Genomic DNA, 14,561 nt, shown 5'->3' on the forward strand with positions numbered 1-14,561 from the left:
GTCCCGCAGGATCGCCGCCCGCTCCATGACGACAGCGCGTGGCCGATCGCATGCATGTGCGCACCCGTCGTGGCGCCGGCCTGGCTCGGGTCGAAATCTGCGTCGGGGTGTGGTGTCACGCGTGCTGTGCCGGGAGGGGCTGCGGCAGTCGTCGCGCCAGGTGTCCGGCGCGGGCGAGGCCGCTGACGGCGGCGGCGCAGGCGAGTCCGGTGCCGGTCAGGGCCGTCCAGGTGAGCCAGAACGCGTCGTGCCGCGAGGCGAAGTCCAGCAGGGCGCCGGTGACGAGGTTGCCGAGAGTGATGCCCAGACCGGAAACGGTGCTGTAGAGCCCGTAGTGCGTGGCGACCAGACGGCCTCCGGACAGGGCGACGACCGTGTCCATCTCGAACGGATAGGTCACCGCCGCTCCCGCCGAGAGCAGCACCACGGCCATGAACAGCGAGGCCGGCACCCCGACCGACGAGCCGTGCGGGGTGAGCGCGAGCGGGAGGAAGGCCAGCCCCATGGCGATCAGACCCCGCACCAGCGCCTCGGCGGGCTGCCACCGCTCCCTCGCCCAGCTGGTCAGTCGCAGCTGTCCCGCGACGGCCACCGCGGCCGAGACCATGAAGAGCCCGCTGGTCAGTGTCGTGCCGTGCGAGCCGAGAGCGTGGGCCGCGGTGAGCGGAAGGGCCAGGTAGATCTGGAAGGTCAGCACGTTCGAGCCGATCATGGCCGTGGCGAAGAGCAGGAAGGGCCGGTTGGCGACGACCGTGCGCCACTGCGTCAGCACGTGGTCCCGCCCGGTGCCGGCCGGCTCGACGTGCCGGCCGGGCAGGGCCCTCCACTGCAACAGCGTGAGTGCGCAGAACACGGCCGCGGCCACCGCGCACACCAGGCTGAAGTCGGCCGCCAGCAGCGCGAGTCCGACCACCGGGCCGAGCAGCATGCCCGCCTGGTAGTACACGTTGAACGTCGCGAAGGCGTCGACGCGGCGGTCGCCCGCCTCGACGGCGAGACAGGCACGCACGGCCGGATTGAACAGCGCGCCGGCGAAGCCCGTGGCCGCGGAGGCGGCGACCAGGGCGGGCAGGCTGTCGACCCAGCCGAGCAGGCCGAAGCCCAGGGTGCGCAGAAGACACCCCGTCATGATCGGCGCCTTGTAGCCGAAGCGGTCGGCGATGGTGCCCCCGATCAGGAACATGCCCTGCTGGGAGAAGTTGCGCACGCCGAGCACCAGCCCGACCGCCCAGGCGGCCAGGCCCAGTTCGCCGGAGAGATGGGCGGCCAGGTAGGGCATGAGCATGTAGAAGGCGAGGTTGATGCCGAACTGGTTGGCCATCAGCAGCCGTACGGCGGGCGGAAAGGAGCGGGTCTGCCGCCACAGCTGCCTCATCGGGCGACTCCGGTCGGCCGCGCGGTGCCGCCGGTGGTGAGCGGGTCGACGACCTGGGTGCAGCGGGTCCAGCGCGTGACGGCCCGTACGCCGGGGTGGGCGATCTCGTCGGGATCGTCGGCGGGTGGGCGGCCGAGCAGGGCGTGCGTACGGCAGTAGGTGTCGTCGTAGACCGTGCCGACGTACCGCTGCGGACCGTCCGGGAAGACGGCGACGATCCGCTCGCGGGCCGGCCGGGTGCGGGCCAGCCAGCGGGCGACGAGGGCGACGGCGCCGACGCTCCAGCCGCCGGTCGCGTAGTGGTCGCGGGCCAGGCGGCGGGCGGCCCACACCGCTTCCGGTGCGGCGACCCAGTGGACCTCGTCGAAGAGGCCGTAGGCGACGTTGCGGGGGTGGATGCTGCTGCCCAGGCCGCGCATCAGGCGTGGCGCCGCGGGCTGCCCGAAGATCGTCGAGCCGGTGGCGTCGACCCCGACGACCCGCAGCCCGGGGGAGTGACGGCGCAGCACGGAGGCGGTCCCGGCCGAGTGCCCGCCGGTGCCGACCGAGACCACGAGGACGTCGACACCGCCCGGCTGGGCGGCCAGTTCACGGGCGAGCGGGGCGTAGGCGGCGACGTTGTCGGGGTTGTTGTACTGGTCCGGGCACCACGCGCCGGGATGTGCGGCCAGGAGTTCGGTCACGCGGTGCCGCCGGGCCAGCTGCCAGCCGCCGGTGGGGTGCGGGGCCTCGACCACCTCGACCTCGGCGCCGTGGGCGGTGAGGAGACCGGTCATCAGGGGCTCCGTGCCGGTGTCGGTGACGACCGTGACGGGATGTCCGAAGGTGGCGCCGGCCAGGGCCAGGCCGAGGCCGAGGGTGCCGGAGGTGGACTCCACGATCCGGGCGCCGGGCCGCAGCTCTCCGCGTGCGCGGGCCGCGTGCACCATGTACAGGGCGGCCCGGTCCTTGATGCCGCCGGGGTTGTGTCCTTCGAGCTTGGCCCAGAAACCGCGTCCGGCGGCGGTGAAGGGTTCGCCGATCCACAGGACCGGGGTGTCCCCGACGAGTCCGGGCAGACTGCTGGTGAGGTCTTTCATGGCGTGCTTCTCCTGCGGCCGGGCCGCGGGCGGCCACCGGCCGTGGGTAGGGGGAGGACGGTGATCGGCTGCCACGCCCGGCACAAGCGGGGGAGTCGGGCGCGGCCGAGGGGCGATCAGGTCCGCCACACACCCAGACGAGCCGGTGAGGGACCCGGGGAGAAGTCGGCCGTCCCGGCGGCCGGAGGCTGGGCCGACGGCACCACGCATGCGGAACGGGAGGCGGGCACGGTGACCGGCAGCGCCTCGTGAACCGTCTGCAGGGACCGGGCCGCCCCCCGCGGTGCCTGGATCGTCGGATCGTCTCCGCCGCAGCAGTCCGAGTCGTCGTCGTGGTCGTGGTCCGGGTCCGACGGCCGGCAGGCGGGGTCCAGCGTGAGGGCGCCGACCTGGGCGAGGGTGACGCGGACGGTCGGGACGGTGTCCGACCGCTCGGAGGCCGGCGACGCCGGTCCGTGCGCGCAGGCCAGCAGGTGCATCAGGGAGGCCAGGAGCACCGCGACGGCCGCCACGGCGCGCGACGCCGAGCGGCTGCTGGGGTGACCCGGGCAATCCCTCACGGCGCACAGGGTAATCGCACCATCACCCTAAGTTGTCTCCATCAGAGGTGTTTCGGCTCTTGGGTGAGGCACGTCCACGGCGTCCCCGTCGGGCGGCCACGGCGGTCGGCTCGGTGGCCGTCGGCCCCTGCGCTTGCCGCGCGGTGTGCGCTGGGGCCACCACAGGACGTACGCGGCTGAGCCGAGCGCGAACGCGAGGCGGATGAAGCCCCGCGCGGCGTCGGAGGGCACCAGCAGGGCGCTGCCGTAGAGGGAGATGAGGGCGACCCAGCTGACCCAGGGGACCAGACGGCGCTGGCCGATCGAGTCCCAGATCAGGGTGCCGAGGAGGACCGAGGCGTTGTAGTACGTGTACACGCTCGGGTCCAGGACGATCCGGGCGTCGGCGGCGAGCAGCACGACCGCCGGCCAGCGGTGCCGGCGGACGGCCAGCGCGCCCAGGGCGATCCCCAGGGCCATCTGGGCGGGACGGTCCCACCAGGGGGTGGCGGCGTCGTGCACGCCGAACCAGCGCAGGGAGGACGCCGGCTGGTTGGGAATGGTGAAGTGGGCCGCGGCCAGGGTCTCCATGTGGGTGAGGTAGAAGGGCAGCCAGGCCGCGGCCACCAGAGCGACCGCCCAGGCGGTGGAGCCGAGGCGCGCGGGGCGCGGCAGCGCCAGGAGGAGGGGCAGGAAGCCGACCGCCCAGGGTTTGGAGTCGACGGCCAGCGCCAGCAGGATGCCGACCCAGGTCGCGTTGGAGCGGACCAGTGCCCGCACGGCCAGCGTGGTGAAGAACAGCGCCAGGACGTCGTCGAGATGCGCGAAACGCACCGAGACCTCCACCCACATCGGGATGAAGGCCGCCCCGGCGACCAGTACCCGCTGCTGGAGGCGCTTGTGGTTGAGCCCGGTGCCCCGGTAGTGGTCGGCGGCGGCGCGGCCGACCAGCACCAGGATGTACAGGCCCAGGCCCGACATGAAGGCGTCGGCGAGCTTCTCGCCCATCTCGACGGGGAACGGTTCGAACAGCGCGGCGACCAGGAAGCTGACCGGGCCGATCTGCAGCTCCGGGTGGTTGGCGTAGAGCGCGAGGCCACCGCCGGGGATCTGACTGAACAGCAGTTGCTGACCGGTTCTCAGATAGTGCCAGGACACGGCTCCATGGCGCTCGGCCACGACGAACCAGACGGCCGTCCACAGGGTCAGCAGCGCGTTGTGCCACCGCACCGGAGAACGCCCGATCCGGCCGATGCGCGCTCCGCCCCTGGGCACGGCTCGCGCCGTCTCCCGGTTCCGCACGTTCCGTCCTTCCCCTCCGCCCGCCTCCGGCGGGACGGCCGAGGACCCGGGCACTGCACGGCGTCACTCCTCTAGAGGCATCCCGAACGCCGCGGGTTCCGCACGTCATGCCTTTCTGCCGACGCCATACCAGGCGCTTACCTGACTCCCCCCGGCCTTTCCCGGCCTTCCCGGGCCTTTCCCGGCCTTCCCGGGCCTTTCCCGGCCGTCCCGGGCCTTCCCGTCGGCAGCGCTCGTCGAAAATCCCCGGAACATCGGGCTCCGATGTCGGATTTCCGGGTTCCGGCAGGCGCTGGCTGGCCCCGGCCGGTGGCGGCGCGGAGGGTGTCCGGAGTCAGCCAACCCCAGTGCCCAGCGCCTTTGGCGCTGCAAGGGAGTACTTCCGTGAATGCCACGACCAGGGCGAACGACCCGCAGGAACGGCGGGCCGCCACGCTCGTGATGGCCTGCATCGGCGTGTTCGTCGCCTATCTGCCGGTGACCACCGTCTCGGCGAGCCTGCCGGCCGTCCAGCGGGCGCTCGACGCCTCGACCTCCCAGCTGTCCTGGGTCACCGACGCGTTCGTCCTGCCCATGGCCGCCCTCATCCTGACCGCCGGCGTCTTCGGTGACGTCCATGGCCGCAAGAAGGTCTACCAGGCGGGCCTCGCCCTCAGCGGCCTGGGCGCCCTCGTCGCCCTGTGCGCCCAGTCCGTCCAGGTCGTCTGGGCCGGCCAGCTGCTGGCCGGACTGGGGTCGGCCGCGCTGCTGCCCACCACTCTCGCCCTGATCAGCCACGCCGTCCCGGACCCGCGCGAGCGCGGCAAGTTCATCGGTCTGTGGGCCACGGCCCTCACCGCCGCCCTGGCCCTGGGCCCGGTCATCGCCGGCACCGTCCTCGACCATTTCGCCTGGCGCTGGATCTACTTCCTCGCCATCCCCGCCTCGCTGCTGGCCATGGCCTTCGCCGCGAAGCTGCTGACCGACTCGCGGGCTCTGGGCACCCGTCGGCTGGACTGGCCCGGCCAGATCACCGCCACGCTTGCGATCACCGCACTCGTCTACGGGATCATCGAGGGCGGAGCCGAGTCCTTCACCGACGTCGAGGTCATGGTGGCGCTGTCCACCGCCGCCGTGGCCGCCGTTGCGTTCGTCCTGGCCGAACGCCGCAGCTCCAGCCCGATGCTGGACCTGACGTTGTTCCGCAGCCCGGCCTTCACCGCCACGACCCTGATCGCGATGATCAGCTTCCTGGGCCTGATCGGGTTCTTCTTCGCCCTCAGCCTTTACTTCGGCATGGTCCAGCGGCTGTCCACCCTGGACGCCGCCTGGCGCCTGCTGATGGTGACCGGCGTCCCGCTCCTGCTCGGCGCCCCCGTCGGCCGGCTCGTCCACCGCGTCTCACCGCGCGTCCTGATACCGGGCGGCCTGCTGGTCACCACGGCCGCCCTGGTGTCCCTCACCGACCTCGGCGCGCACACCTCGTTCGGGTCCATCGCCTGGCGGCTGGCCCTGCTCGGACTCGGTCTGGCCTTCGTCATCACGCCGATGACCGCCACGGCGGTGAGTTCGGTGCCGTTCCAGCAGGCGGGCATGGCCGCCGCCGCCAACAACGCCTTCCGCCAGACCGGCGCCGCGCTCGGCCCGGCCGTCCTCGGCGCCCTGCTGTCCACCAAGGCCGTCGACGCCCTGCGCGGCCACCTCACCGACGCCGGCCTGACCGGTCGGACCGTCCAGCAGGTCCAGTCGGTCGCCGACCACGGCGGAATCGGCGCCGTCGCCGGGCTCGACCTCGGTGCGGACACGCCCCGTGTGCTGGGCGCACTCTCCGATGCCTTCCTGGACGGCCTGCACCTCTGCCTGATCGTCTCCGCCGTACTGACCCTGCTCGCCGCCGTCCTCGGCGCCCTCATGCTGCGCCGCCCGCAGCACACGGCTCCGCCCGCGGGCGCCGGCCCCCGACAGGAGGTGCCCGGTCAGAGGCGGGGAGAAGCGACCTCCCTGGCAGGCAACGGCGCGGAGAGGTGACACCGGACGTGCCGGGTCAGGCGTGAGGGAGCGGTACGCCGACCAGGTACAGGCGCCGTCCGTGGGGACGGGTACGGCGCCCACGGCAGGGCCCGGGACCGGTGCAATGGTCCCGGGCCCCGCCGCACGAGAGGAGCCGACCCGCGCCGGGCCCCGCCGCACGGCATGAGCCGACCCGCCCGGGACCCGCAGCACCGCCCCAGGGCCGTTTCCGCCCCGCATTCCGCCCCGTTTTCCGCCCCGAACAAGGAGCGCCACCTTGGATGTTCAGCCCCTCGACGCACTGGACCTGAGACTGCTCCAGGCCCTTCAACTCGACGGACGGGCTCCGTTCAGCCGTATCGGGGAGGTCCTGGGCGTGTCCGACCAGACCGTCGCACGGCGCTTCCGCCGACTGCGCACCACCGCCGGACTGCGGGTGCTGGGGATGGTCGACGAGGCCAGGCTCGGCCGTACGATCTGGATCGTCCGGCTGGGCTGCACCCCGGACGTGGCCGAACAGCTCGCGACCGCTCTGGCCCGCCGCTCCGACACCTCGTACATCGACCTCATCGCCGGAGGGACCGAGGTTCTGTGCTCGATGCGGCCCCGCAGCGCGAAGGACCGTGACGAACTCCTCTTCGACCGGCTGCGGCGCACCCCCCGGGTCACCTCCGTCAGCGCTCACTGCCTGCTGCACACCTTCTACGGGGGACCGCTCGGCTGGCTCGACAAGATCCAGGCGCTCGACCCCGAGCAGGTGGAAGCGCTGCGACCGCCCCAGGCCGAACCCCGCTCCGGGACCGTCGCCCTCGACGCGGACGACGAGGCCCTGCTGGCCCTGCTCGCGCGCGACGGGCGGGCCACCTCCAGCGAACTCCAGTCCGGCACCGGTCAGTCGGAGTCGGTGGTCAAGAGACGTATCGAACGCCTGCGCTCTTCGGGGGTGCTCTACTTCGACGTTCAGCACGACACCGCGCCGCTGGGCCAGGGCGTCGGCGCGATGCTGTGGCTCACCGTGGCTCCCTCGGCCCTCGCCGACGTCGGACGGGCGCTCGCGGAACACCGCGAGGTCCGCTTCGCCGCGGCCATCACGGGACAGGCCAATGTCGTGGCCTCGGTCCTCAGTTCCGACACCGGTGAGCTGTACCGGTACCTGAGCGAGAAGATCGGCGCGCTCGCCGGGGTGCAGACCGTCGAGACGGTCCTGAGCCTGCGTGAGATCAAGCAGCTCACCTACGAACCGACTCGCTGAGGCGACAGACCGAGGCCCAACCCTCAGATCTTCGACTACGCCCGCGCGGTCGGCACGTCCACCGCGTACCCCACGCACGCCGGCCTGCTGAGCGACGCCGGCCGTAGCATCGTCGGCGGCTTCTTCGACGTACTCGTGCCGGGACTCACCTTCACCAAGCCGGGTGTCGGTGAGTCCGTCGACATCTGAGTCAGTCCGTGGACCGGCGGGCGCGGTTCGCCTCGCGGGCGATCGCCCAGGCGTCCGCCACCGGACCCATGTGCCCGAGTTTGTCGGGGTTGACCACGGACCGGATCGTCTGGATCCGTCCGTCGAGCACGTCCAGCGTCCAGGCGTTGAGGATCTTGCCGTCCCGGTCGCGGAAGATCGCACCCGGCTGGCCGTTCACCTCGTGCGGCTCGAACGTCACGCCGATCTTGACGAGCGCGGTGACGAACGAGGTGAGCAGCCGGGCCACGTTCTTGGCGCCGAAGACGCCCCGGCCCCATCGCGGTGCCTTGCCGCCGCTGTCGCCGACCATCGCCACGTCGGCGGAGAGCAGCTCCTGCAGCGCGTCGACGTCCCCTTCCCGGAAGGCGTCGAAGAACCGCTCGGCGAGTTCCTCGCGCTCCTGCCGGTCGGCCTCGAAGCGGGGCCGGCCCGCGTCCATGTGGCGCCGCGCCCGCACCGCGAGCTGGCGGCACGCCGCCTCCGACCTGCCCACCGCCGAGGCGATCTCCGGGAAGCCGAAGGCGAACACCTCCCGCAGTACGAAGACCGCGCGCTCCAGCGGGCTGAGCCGTTCGAGCAGCAACAGGGCCGCCATCGACAGCGAGTCGGACAGTTCCGCCGAGCGCTCCGGGTCCTGGTAGGGGTCGGTGAGCAGCGGTTCGGGGAACCACGGACCGACGTACTCCTCGCGCCGGACGCGGGCCGAGCGCAACACGTCGATCGAGATCCGGCTCACCACGGCGGAGAGATAGGCCTTGGCCGACGTGGGTTGCACGGGGGAGGACTCGTAGCGCAGCCAGGCCTCCTGGACCGCGTCCTCGGCCTCGCTCACACTGCCCAGGATCCGGTAGGCGATCGAGAACAGCAGCGGCCGTAGTTGTTCGAACTCCTCGACCCGGGTCATGCGAGCCCCTCCTTGAATCCCTGCCGCCACGACGGATAGCGCAGCTGCCAGCCGAGTTCGCGCTTCGCCTTGGCGTTGGAGAAGCCGCGCCCCTCGGTCATCATCGTCACCACCACCTCACCGGCCAGCAGCCGGGCCAGCCACTTGGGGACCCGCATCGGCCGCTTGGCGCCGGCGCACTCCGCCAGATGGGGCAGCCACTCGTTCTCCGGGGCCGGTTCGTCGTCGACGATGTTGAACACCCCCCTCGCCTTCTGCTCCACGGCGAGGACCGTCGCGCTCGCCGCGTCGTCGAGATGCACCCACGAGGCGTAGCCGGTGCCGTCCCCGACCAGCGGGAACTGCCTCTTGCGCACGAGCACGAGCTGGTCGTCGGTGGCGCCCGGCCCGTAGAACCCGCCGTACCGCAGCACCGCGCCGCCGGCCTTGCGGACCGCTTCCTCCACGTGGTGGACCGCCGCCATCGCCGGGTACGCGGGCGTTCCCTCGTGCAGGTCCAGCGGGTCCTCCTCGGTCTTCACCCAGCCGCCCTCGCGGATGCCGTTCCAGTTGGCATAGCCCTGTGCGACGAAGTGCGACACCCCGGTCGCCTCCGCCGCGGCCAGCAGATGATCCGTCCCCTCGGTGCGCAGCCGGATGGTGGGGACGGCCCACCGGTCGAAGTGCTTGAGGTCGGGCTTGCCGGCGTGAGCGAGGCTGATCCCGGTCATCTGGTGCACGATCACGTCCGGCTGCGCCTTGGCCACCGCCTCGCCGACCGACGCAGCATCCAGCCCGTCCATCACGACGCCGTCCGCACCGAGTTGCTCGATCAGGGCCAGCTTGGCCCTGTTCGTCGTCGTGGCCGTCACCTGATGCCCCCGCGCCGCCAGCTGCGGCACCAGCCGCTGTCCCAGAACCCCGGACCCGCCCGCAACGAACACCCGCATGACCATCACCCTCCATGAGCCGGAGCCTGTCTCCGAGAGCTGAGACGAGACAGCCCGGCAGGCTGTGACATGGGGGCGCAGACGGTGTGATCTGCAGTGACGACAGCCGGCCGCGACCACTACCCCTCGACCCGGCAGCGCGCGCGGGATGGCGCGCCGTGGGTACCGAAGTGCGCTGGGTCGGCTCCTTCCTGGGGCCGTGGATCCTGCGCCGGGTGTGCGGCCGGTCTTCCGGTGACGGACGGCAGGCCAAGCGACCCGACCTGCTCGCGGTGGCCGTGCCCACCGAGGAACTTCACTGATCTCTTGTTGCGGACCGGGGCCGAGTCATGACCTCTGCCGCACGTCCCTTGCGGGTGCTGTGCTCCAAACACTTCGCATGGGACACCAGGCCGGTGAGCCGGAGAGGGCTGGGGTTCCCGCCTGGTCACGGCCTGGCAGGGGATGGGAATATGCAACCAGTTGAATATTCCCATCCGATGCTAAATTGACCTGCATGGCTCTGCGTAACGCGGTGATGGCCGCGCTCTTGGAGGGTGAGGCGTCCGGGTACGACCTCGCGAAGGGGTTCCAGTCCTCGGTCGCCAACTTCTGGATGGCCACGCCGCAGCAGATCTACCGCGAGTTGGAGCGCATGGAGGGCGAGGGCCTCGTCGCCGCTCGCTTCGTCCAGCAGGAGCGCAGGCCCAACAAGCGGCTCTTCTCGCTCACCGAGGCCGGGTACGCGGCCGTGCACGCCTACACGGCCGAACCTCCCGCCAAGCCGACCGCGATCAGGGACGAACTGCTGGTCAAGGTCCAGTGCGTCGACGTCGGTGATCTTCAGGCCGTCCGTGCGGCGATCGCCCAGCGCATGGAACTGGCTGCCGCCAAGGTCGTCCGCTTCGAGCGTCTGCGGGAGCGCCTGCTCGCCGGCCGCACCGAGGACGAGTACTTCAACACCGCCGAACGCATCGGCCCCTACCTCACCCTGCTGCGCGGCCTGTCACTGGAGCAGGACAACCTCCGGTGGGGCGAGGTCGCTCTGAAGCGGCTCGACCAGCGCACCGCGGCACTTGAGGCACGGGCCGAGGGCTCCTGAGCCGTCGGCGGTTCTCCGCGTCAGCGGGTGCCGCGGGGGTCTTGGCGGCGACGTGGCAGGCGAGCATGCCGCCCGCGCTCAGCGGGCTGGGTGCGGCCCGCTCTCGGATCAGGCCGGCGGTGGTACGGAGCGACTCGGCGCCCCTCGGATGATCATCTGACTGTCGCCGCCCGTACTGCTGCGAGGGCCTGCTCCAGCAGGTATGAGTCGAAAGGGTGAAACGACGTTCTCTTCGGGGTTCTTCGGGGTTCGTCGGGAAGGCATATTCTGTCCGAATATTCCGAGGGGAAACGCCGCCCAGAACAGAATGGAGTGACCATGTCCGATCCGAGTAACTGGCTTCCCGTGGTTGTGCGGAACCAGTGGGGCGGGACCATCTCGAACCTGACGGCGAACCACCGTTACGACAGGGACCATTACGACAACGACACCTGGGAGTCCCTGGAGAGCGGCGGAGAGGCGACCGGAATGCAGGCCGGTTTCTGGACTGGTTTCCTGCGCACCGGAAAGGACTACTGGAACGTGGTCTTCCGGGCCGATGGCCAGAACTGGACCTGCAAGGACGACTTCTACTGCTTCCTCACCAGCGAGGACGCGGAGAGCGGTGGTCCGGTGATCCTGACCATCTCGAAGAACAACCTGCACGTCGCACCGCCGAAGTCGAGCTCGTGCGATGTCGCGTTGCACCAAGTGGGCTGACCGCGCACAGGACGACCCCGCGCGATGACCGGGCTGGGAGACGTGTTCGCCATGGCCGCAAGGGCTCTGGGAATCGAACCCGGCCCGGGCTGCGGCTGCCACCACCGCAGAGATCTGCTCAACAAGATGTTCCCGTTCCCGCGATGGCTGCGCGGCGCAGCACGCCGGCACGACCCCCGCGGGAACTGACACCGCGTCCGTGGTGGTACCGGTGCGTGCTTTGTGAGGGCAGATGGCCGTGATGGACGGCAGCATGCGTGCGGCACGTCGTCTCTGTCAGTGGCTGGATCAGCATGTGCCGGACTTCTGCGCCGACACGCACAAACTCGACGGGCTCATCAGAGTTGCAGAATTCGCGGTCGTCCTCCTCGGTCTGACTCGCCCTCTTTCCTCGGGATCATCAGGCGACGCGTACACGCGCTGGGCCCGCGGCGTCGCCGACGTCCTGTGGACTGATCTGCACCGCAAGGAGAAACGCATTCTCCGCTCGCTCGCCGCCACGCGATCGGCCCACGCGCGTGCTCTGCTTCTGCCGTTCCCGGCACTCGAAACGATCACACGGCGCAGGTTCGACAACCACGCGCTGGTGAAGGCCCTGCTCTCCGAAAAAGCGGGCCGTATGGGACGTGTGGAGGTGGACCTGGCCTTCACCTGCGACGTGGCAGGCATGCGGGACTGCAGGGAGGCGACGCGCACGCGGCTGGCCGAGCTGGCGGGCGCGGCCGCGCCCGCGGGTGAGTCCGTTCAGGACATGTACGACCTGACTCATCTCGCCTTCTACGCGACCATGCTGGGACGGCGGGCCGCGCGTTGGACTCCTGGCACGGCCGGATGGGCTCGCGCCTTTCTGGAAGAGGGCGGGGCCGTCTTCCTGCGCCGACATGATCTCGACCTTGTAGCAGAGTGCGTGCTGAGCCTGCTCATCACCGGGTCCCCGATCAGCCGTTACGTTCACGACTCAGCGGACGCCCTCGCCGCCGTCGGGGAACACGGCAGCGGTATGCCGCCGCATCCCCGGCATGCGGACGACGCGAGCAGTGCTTTCGCCAATCGCTACCATCCGACCCTGGTCGCCTTGGCGGCGCTGGCCGAATACGACCGGCGAACGCCTTGCTCCCGGTGACTGCAGGCCACGTGCCGGTCGCCGACGCGCCGAGGAGCCCGTCGTGAGCCTCGGCGCGTCGGCTTGTTGCGCGCCCTGCCGCTAGGCGGAGTGTGGTGCCCGGCGGGTTGAGGATGTACCGCAGCCCGCTGGACCCCTTGTGCTTGAAGGAGTCGGCGATGTGAACGTGCTGGAGTTTGTCACCGGCGTAGCGCGTCATCGCCGCGATGCCGGCGGTCAGGCCGGCACCCTAGAGGTGGAAGGAGTGCGGGGCGCGGTAGAGGTGGTTCGCCCAGAACGCCCGCGGTGCCGAAACCGTGGACGTGATAGGCGGCATGCGGGACCGGGCCGCGGCGGGACTGCCCTGGTGGACTCGCGGAGCGGGAACGGGACCTTCGCGTGAACGCGTCGTACTCGCCCTCGTCGCCGGGGCCGTCATCGGCGTGGCGCTCGGCGCGCTCGGGGGCGGTGGCAGCGTCCTGGCCGTCCCGGCCCTGATCTACCTGCTCGGATTCACCCCGGTCGCGGCCACCACCGCCGGCCTTGTCATCGTCACGGTCACCTCGGCCACGGCGCTGTCCGCGCACGCCCGGGACGGTCATGTGCGCTGGCGGACCGTGCTGTTGTTCGCGGCGGCCGGGACAGTCCCCGCGATGCCGGGCGGTGCGCTCGCCGGACGGCTGCCCGCCGGCGCTCTGACGGCCGCCTTCGCCGTGGTGGCGGGGACGGCGGCGCTGCGGATGCTACGACCCCGTGCCGCGTCGGACACGGCGGTGCCGGTGCGACCGGAGCGGGCGGCGGCCGCCGGTGCCGGGCTCGGTGCGGTCACCGGCGTCCTCGGCGTCGGCGGCGGATTCCTCGCCGTGCCCGCGCTGGTGAGTGTGCTCGGCATGCCGATGCGCGACGCGGTGGGCACCAGCCTGCTGGTGATCACTGGTGATCACCGCCAACTCCCTGGCCGCGCTCGCGATGCGCGCCGGTACGGCCGACGGTCTGGACCGGGCCGTCATCGGGCCTTTCGCCGACGCCGCGGTCCTGGGCGCGTGGGACGGAAAGCGGATCGGGGCGAAGGTGTCCGGGGCCCGCGCTGCAGCGGACCTTCGCCCTGGTGCTGCCAGCCGTGGCCGCGTTCATGATGATCGACGCGGTGGTGTGATGCACAGGCGCCCACAGCTCCGCGCCGGTCCCCTCACGCCAGCGACAGGAAGAGCTTCTCCAGACGGGCCCGCATCTGCTCCGGGTCCTCGCCGTTCTTTCGGCCGGACTCCATGTCGGTGATGCACTGCTGCAGGCCGGTGGCGATGATCGCGAAACCCGCGCGGTCGAGCGCCCGCGACGCGGCGGCGAGCTGCGTGATCACGTCCTCGCAGTCGCGCCCCTCCTCGATCATCCGGATCACGCCGGAGATCTGGCCCTGCGCGCGGCGCAGCCGGTTCAGGACGGACTTCAGCTCCGCACCCGCGAGTTCCAGTTCCACGATCACTCCTCCAAAAATACCCCTAGGGGTACTGTACGTCCCGGTACGGGACGTCGTCGAACACTAAGGATCACATCTGCCATGACCGCCCCCGCCCCGCCTCCGTCGCCCTCCGCACCGACCAGGCCCGCACCCGGCTGCACGAGCTGACCGTCATCGACGTGCGCACCCCCGGTGAGTACGCCTCCGGCCACCTGCCCGGCGCTCTCAACATCCCCCTGGACCAGCGCGCCCGCCGTGAACCGGACCTGCCGCTCCATGCTCCAGCCGGCCCGGGTGTCGCAGGCGGCGGGCTGCTGCAGGTCGTGGCCCGCCGCTGCCCAGCCGCTCGTGCCGCCGGCCGGGGGCCGGACACGGCGACCGGCGGCGGGGCGGCTTCTTCGACCGCGGCGAAGGGCAGGGGGACGGGACCGGGCACGGCGACTCCAGGGTCCAGGTTCAGGGGACGGTGTCTGGGAGCGCGCATGCCTCACGGGCGCCGACGGCGCACGGCATGTGAGCGCTGGGGGAGTCCGTACGCCGGAAGCGGATCCGGACAGCGGCGTGCGGTAGGCACGACTATGGGGCGTCCCCACGTCGGCTGCCATCCTGCGCGGGATCCGAATCCCGGATCCGCGTCGTCC

At 71.4% G+C, this 14,561-nt stretch carries 13 protein-coding genes and 3 pseudogenes; 7 read left to right on the top strand and 9 right to left on the bottom strand.

The window, feature by feature from the left end; genetic code table 11:
- Positions 1 to 115 precede the first annotated feature (115 nt).
- From ACWC5O_RS02635 to ACWC5O_RS02650, 4 genes are all read right to left on the bottom strand, one after another.
- Positions 116 to 1,375 (bottom strand): MFS transporter, encoded by a 1,260-nt coding sequence (locus ACWC5O_RS02635; RefSeq protein ID WP_450581908.1) that lies wholly within the window; start codon positions 1,373 to 1,375, stop codon positions 116 to 118.
- Positions 1,372 to 2,454, bottom strand: coding sequence for a PLP-dependent cysteine synthase family protein (locus ACWC5O_RS02640; protein WP_450581906.1), 1,083 nt, complete (start codon positions 2,452 to 2,454; stop codon positions 1,372 to 1,374). The genes ACWC5O_RS02635 and ACWC5O_RS02640 overlap by 4 nt, the downstream gene beginning before the upstream one ends.
- Before the next feature lie 116 nt (positions 2,455 to 2,570).
- Positions 2,571 to 3,014, bottom strand: a complete 444-nt coding sequence (locus tag ACWC5O_RS02645) for a hypothetical protein (RefSeq protein ID WP_450581904.1) — start codon at positions 3,012 to 3,014, stop codon at positions 2,571 to 2,573.
- Between the two features lie 27 nt (positions 3,015 to 3,041).
- On the bottom strand, positions 3,042 to 4,295 hold the full coding sequence (locus ACWC5O_RS02650; RefSeq protein WP_450581902.1) for a hypothetical protein: 1,254 nt from the start codon (positions 4,293 to 4,295) through the stop codon (positions 3,042 to 3,044).
- 384 nt (positions 4,296 to 4,679) lie between these two features.
- Between ACWC5O_RS02650 and ACWC5O_RS02655 the strand changes: the two genes are divergently transcribed.
- Positions 4,680 to 6,302 (top strand): MFS transporter, encoded by a 1,623-nt coding sequence (locus tag ACWC5O_RS02655; protein WP_450581900.1) that lies wholly within the window; start codon positions 4,680 to 4,682, stop codon positions 6,300 to 6,302.
- A gap of 259 nt (positions 6,303 to 6,561) precedes the next feature.
- Positions 6,562 to 7,536 carry an Lrp/AsnC family transcriptional regulator gene (locus tag ACWC5O_RS02660; RefSeq protein ID WP_450581898.1) on the top strand — a complete coding sequence of 325 codons (975 nt, stop codon included), beginning with the start codon at positions 6,562 to 6,564 and terminating at the stop codon, positions 7,534 to 7,536.
- Between the two features lie 190 nt (positions 7,537 to 7,726).
- Here the strand turns inward: ACWC5O_RS02660 and ACWC5O_RS02665 are convergent, their stop codons facing one another.
- Together ACWC5O_RS02665 and ACWC5O_RS02670 are read right to left on the bottom strand one after the other, a co-directional pair.
- Positions 7,727 to 8,650 carry an RNA polymerase sigma-70 factor gene (locus ACWC5O_RS02665; protein ID WP_450581896.1) on the bottom strand — a complete coding sequence of 308 codons (924 nt, stop codon included), beginning with the start codon at positions 8,648 to 8,650 and terminating at the stop codon, positions 7,727 to 7,729.
- The gene (locus tag ACWC5O_RS02670; protein ID WP_450581894.1) at positions 8,647 to 9,585 is read right to left on the bottom strand and encodes an NAD-dependent epimerase/dehydratase family protein; all 939 of its coding nucleotides are present in this window, start codon (positions 9,583 to 9,585) and stop codon (positions 8,647 to 8,649) included. The genes ACWC5O_RS02665 and ACWC5O_RS02670 overlap by 4 nt, the downstream gene beginning before the upstream one ends.
- Before the next feature lie 152 nt (positions 9,586 to 9,737).
- Here ACWC5O_RS02670 and ACWC5O_RS02675 point away from each other — a divergent pair, with 152 nt between their 5' ends.
- The 4 genes from ACWC5O_RS02675 (at position 9,738) to ACWC5O_RS02690 (ending at position 12,482) form a co-directional block, all read left to right on the top strand.
- On the top strand, positions 9,738 to 9,881 hold the full coding sequence (locus ACWC5O_RS02675) for a hypothetical protein (RefSeq protein ID WP_450581892.1): 144 nt from the start codon (positions 9,738 to 9,740) through the stop codon (positions 9,879 to 9,881).
- A gap of 194 nt (positions 9,882 to 10,075) precedes the next feature.
- A complete protein-coding gene (locus ACWC5O_RS02680; RefSeq protein WP_450581890.1) occupies positions 10,076 to 10,660 on the top strand; it encodes a PadR family transcriptional regulator in 585 nt (194 codons plus the stop codon).
- 318 nt (positions 10,661 to 10,978) lie between these two features.
- Positions 10,979 to 11,359 (top strand): hypothetical protein, encoded by a 381-nt coding sequence (locus ACWC5O_RS02685; protein ID WP_450581888.1) that lies wholly within the window; start codon positions 10,979 to 10,981, stop codon positions 11,357 to 11,359.
- Between the two features lie 232 nt (positions 11,360 to 11,591).
- Positions 11,592 to 12,482: a DUF6895 family protein gene (locus tag ACWC5O_RS02690; protein ID WP_450581886.1), complete on the top strand. Its 891-nt coding sequence runs from the start codon at positions 11,592 to 11,594 to the stop codon at positions 12,480 to 12,482.
- Between the two features lie 82 nt (positions 12,483 to 12,564).
- Here ACWC5O_RS02690 and ACWC5O_RS02695 read toward each other — a convergent pair.
- Positions 12,565 to 12,756, bottom strand: a pseudogene (locus ACWC5O_RS02695) (sugar phosphate isomerase/epimerase); the annotation flags it as partial.
- A 64-nt stretch (positions 12,757 to 12,820) separates the two neighbouring features.
- Here ACWC5O_RS02695 and ACWC5O_RS02700 point away from each other — a divergent pair.
- Positions 12,821 to 13,617, top strand: a pseudogene (locus ACWC5O_RS02700) (sulfite exporter TauE/SafE family protein).
- A gap of 33 nt (positions 13,618 to 13,650) precedes the next feature.
- Here the strand turns inward: ACWC5O_RS02700 and ACWC5O_RS02705 are convergent.
- Both ACWC5O_RS02705 and ACWC5O_RS02710 read right to left on the bottom strand, forming a co-directional pair.
- Positions 13,651 to 13,938, bottom strand: a complete 288-nt coding sequence (locus ACWC5O_RS02705; RefSeq protein WP_450581884.1) for a metal-sensitive transcriptional regulator — start codon at positions 13,936 to 13,938, stop codon at positions 13,651 to 13,653.
- Between the two features lie 221 nt (positions 13,939 to 14,159).
- Positions 14,160 to 14,279, bottom strand: a pseudogene (locus tag ACWC5O_RS02710) (rhodanese-like domain-containing protein); the annotation flags it as partial.
- Positions 14,280 to 14,561: the final 282 nt, after the last annotated feature.

Source organism: Streptomyces sp. NPDC001450, from assembly GCF_053597295.1.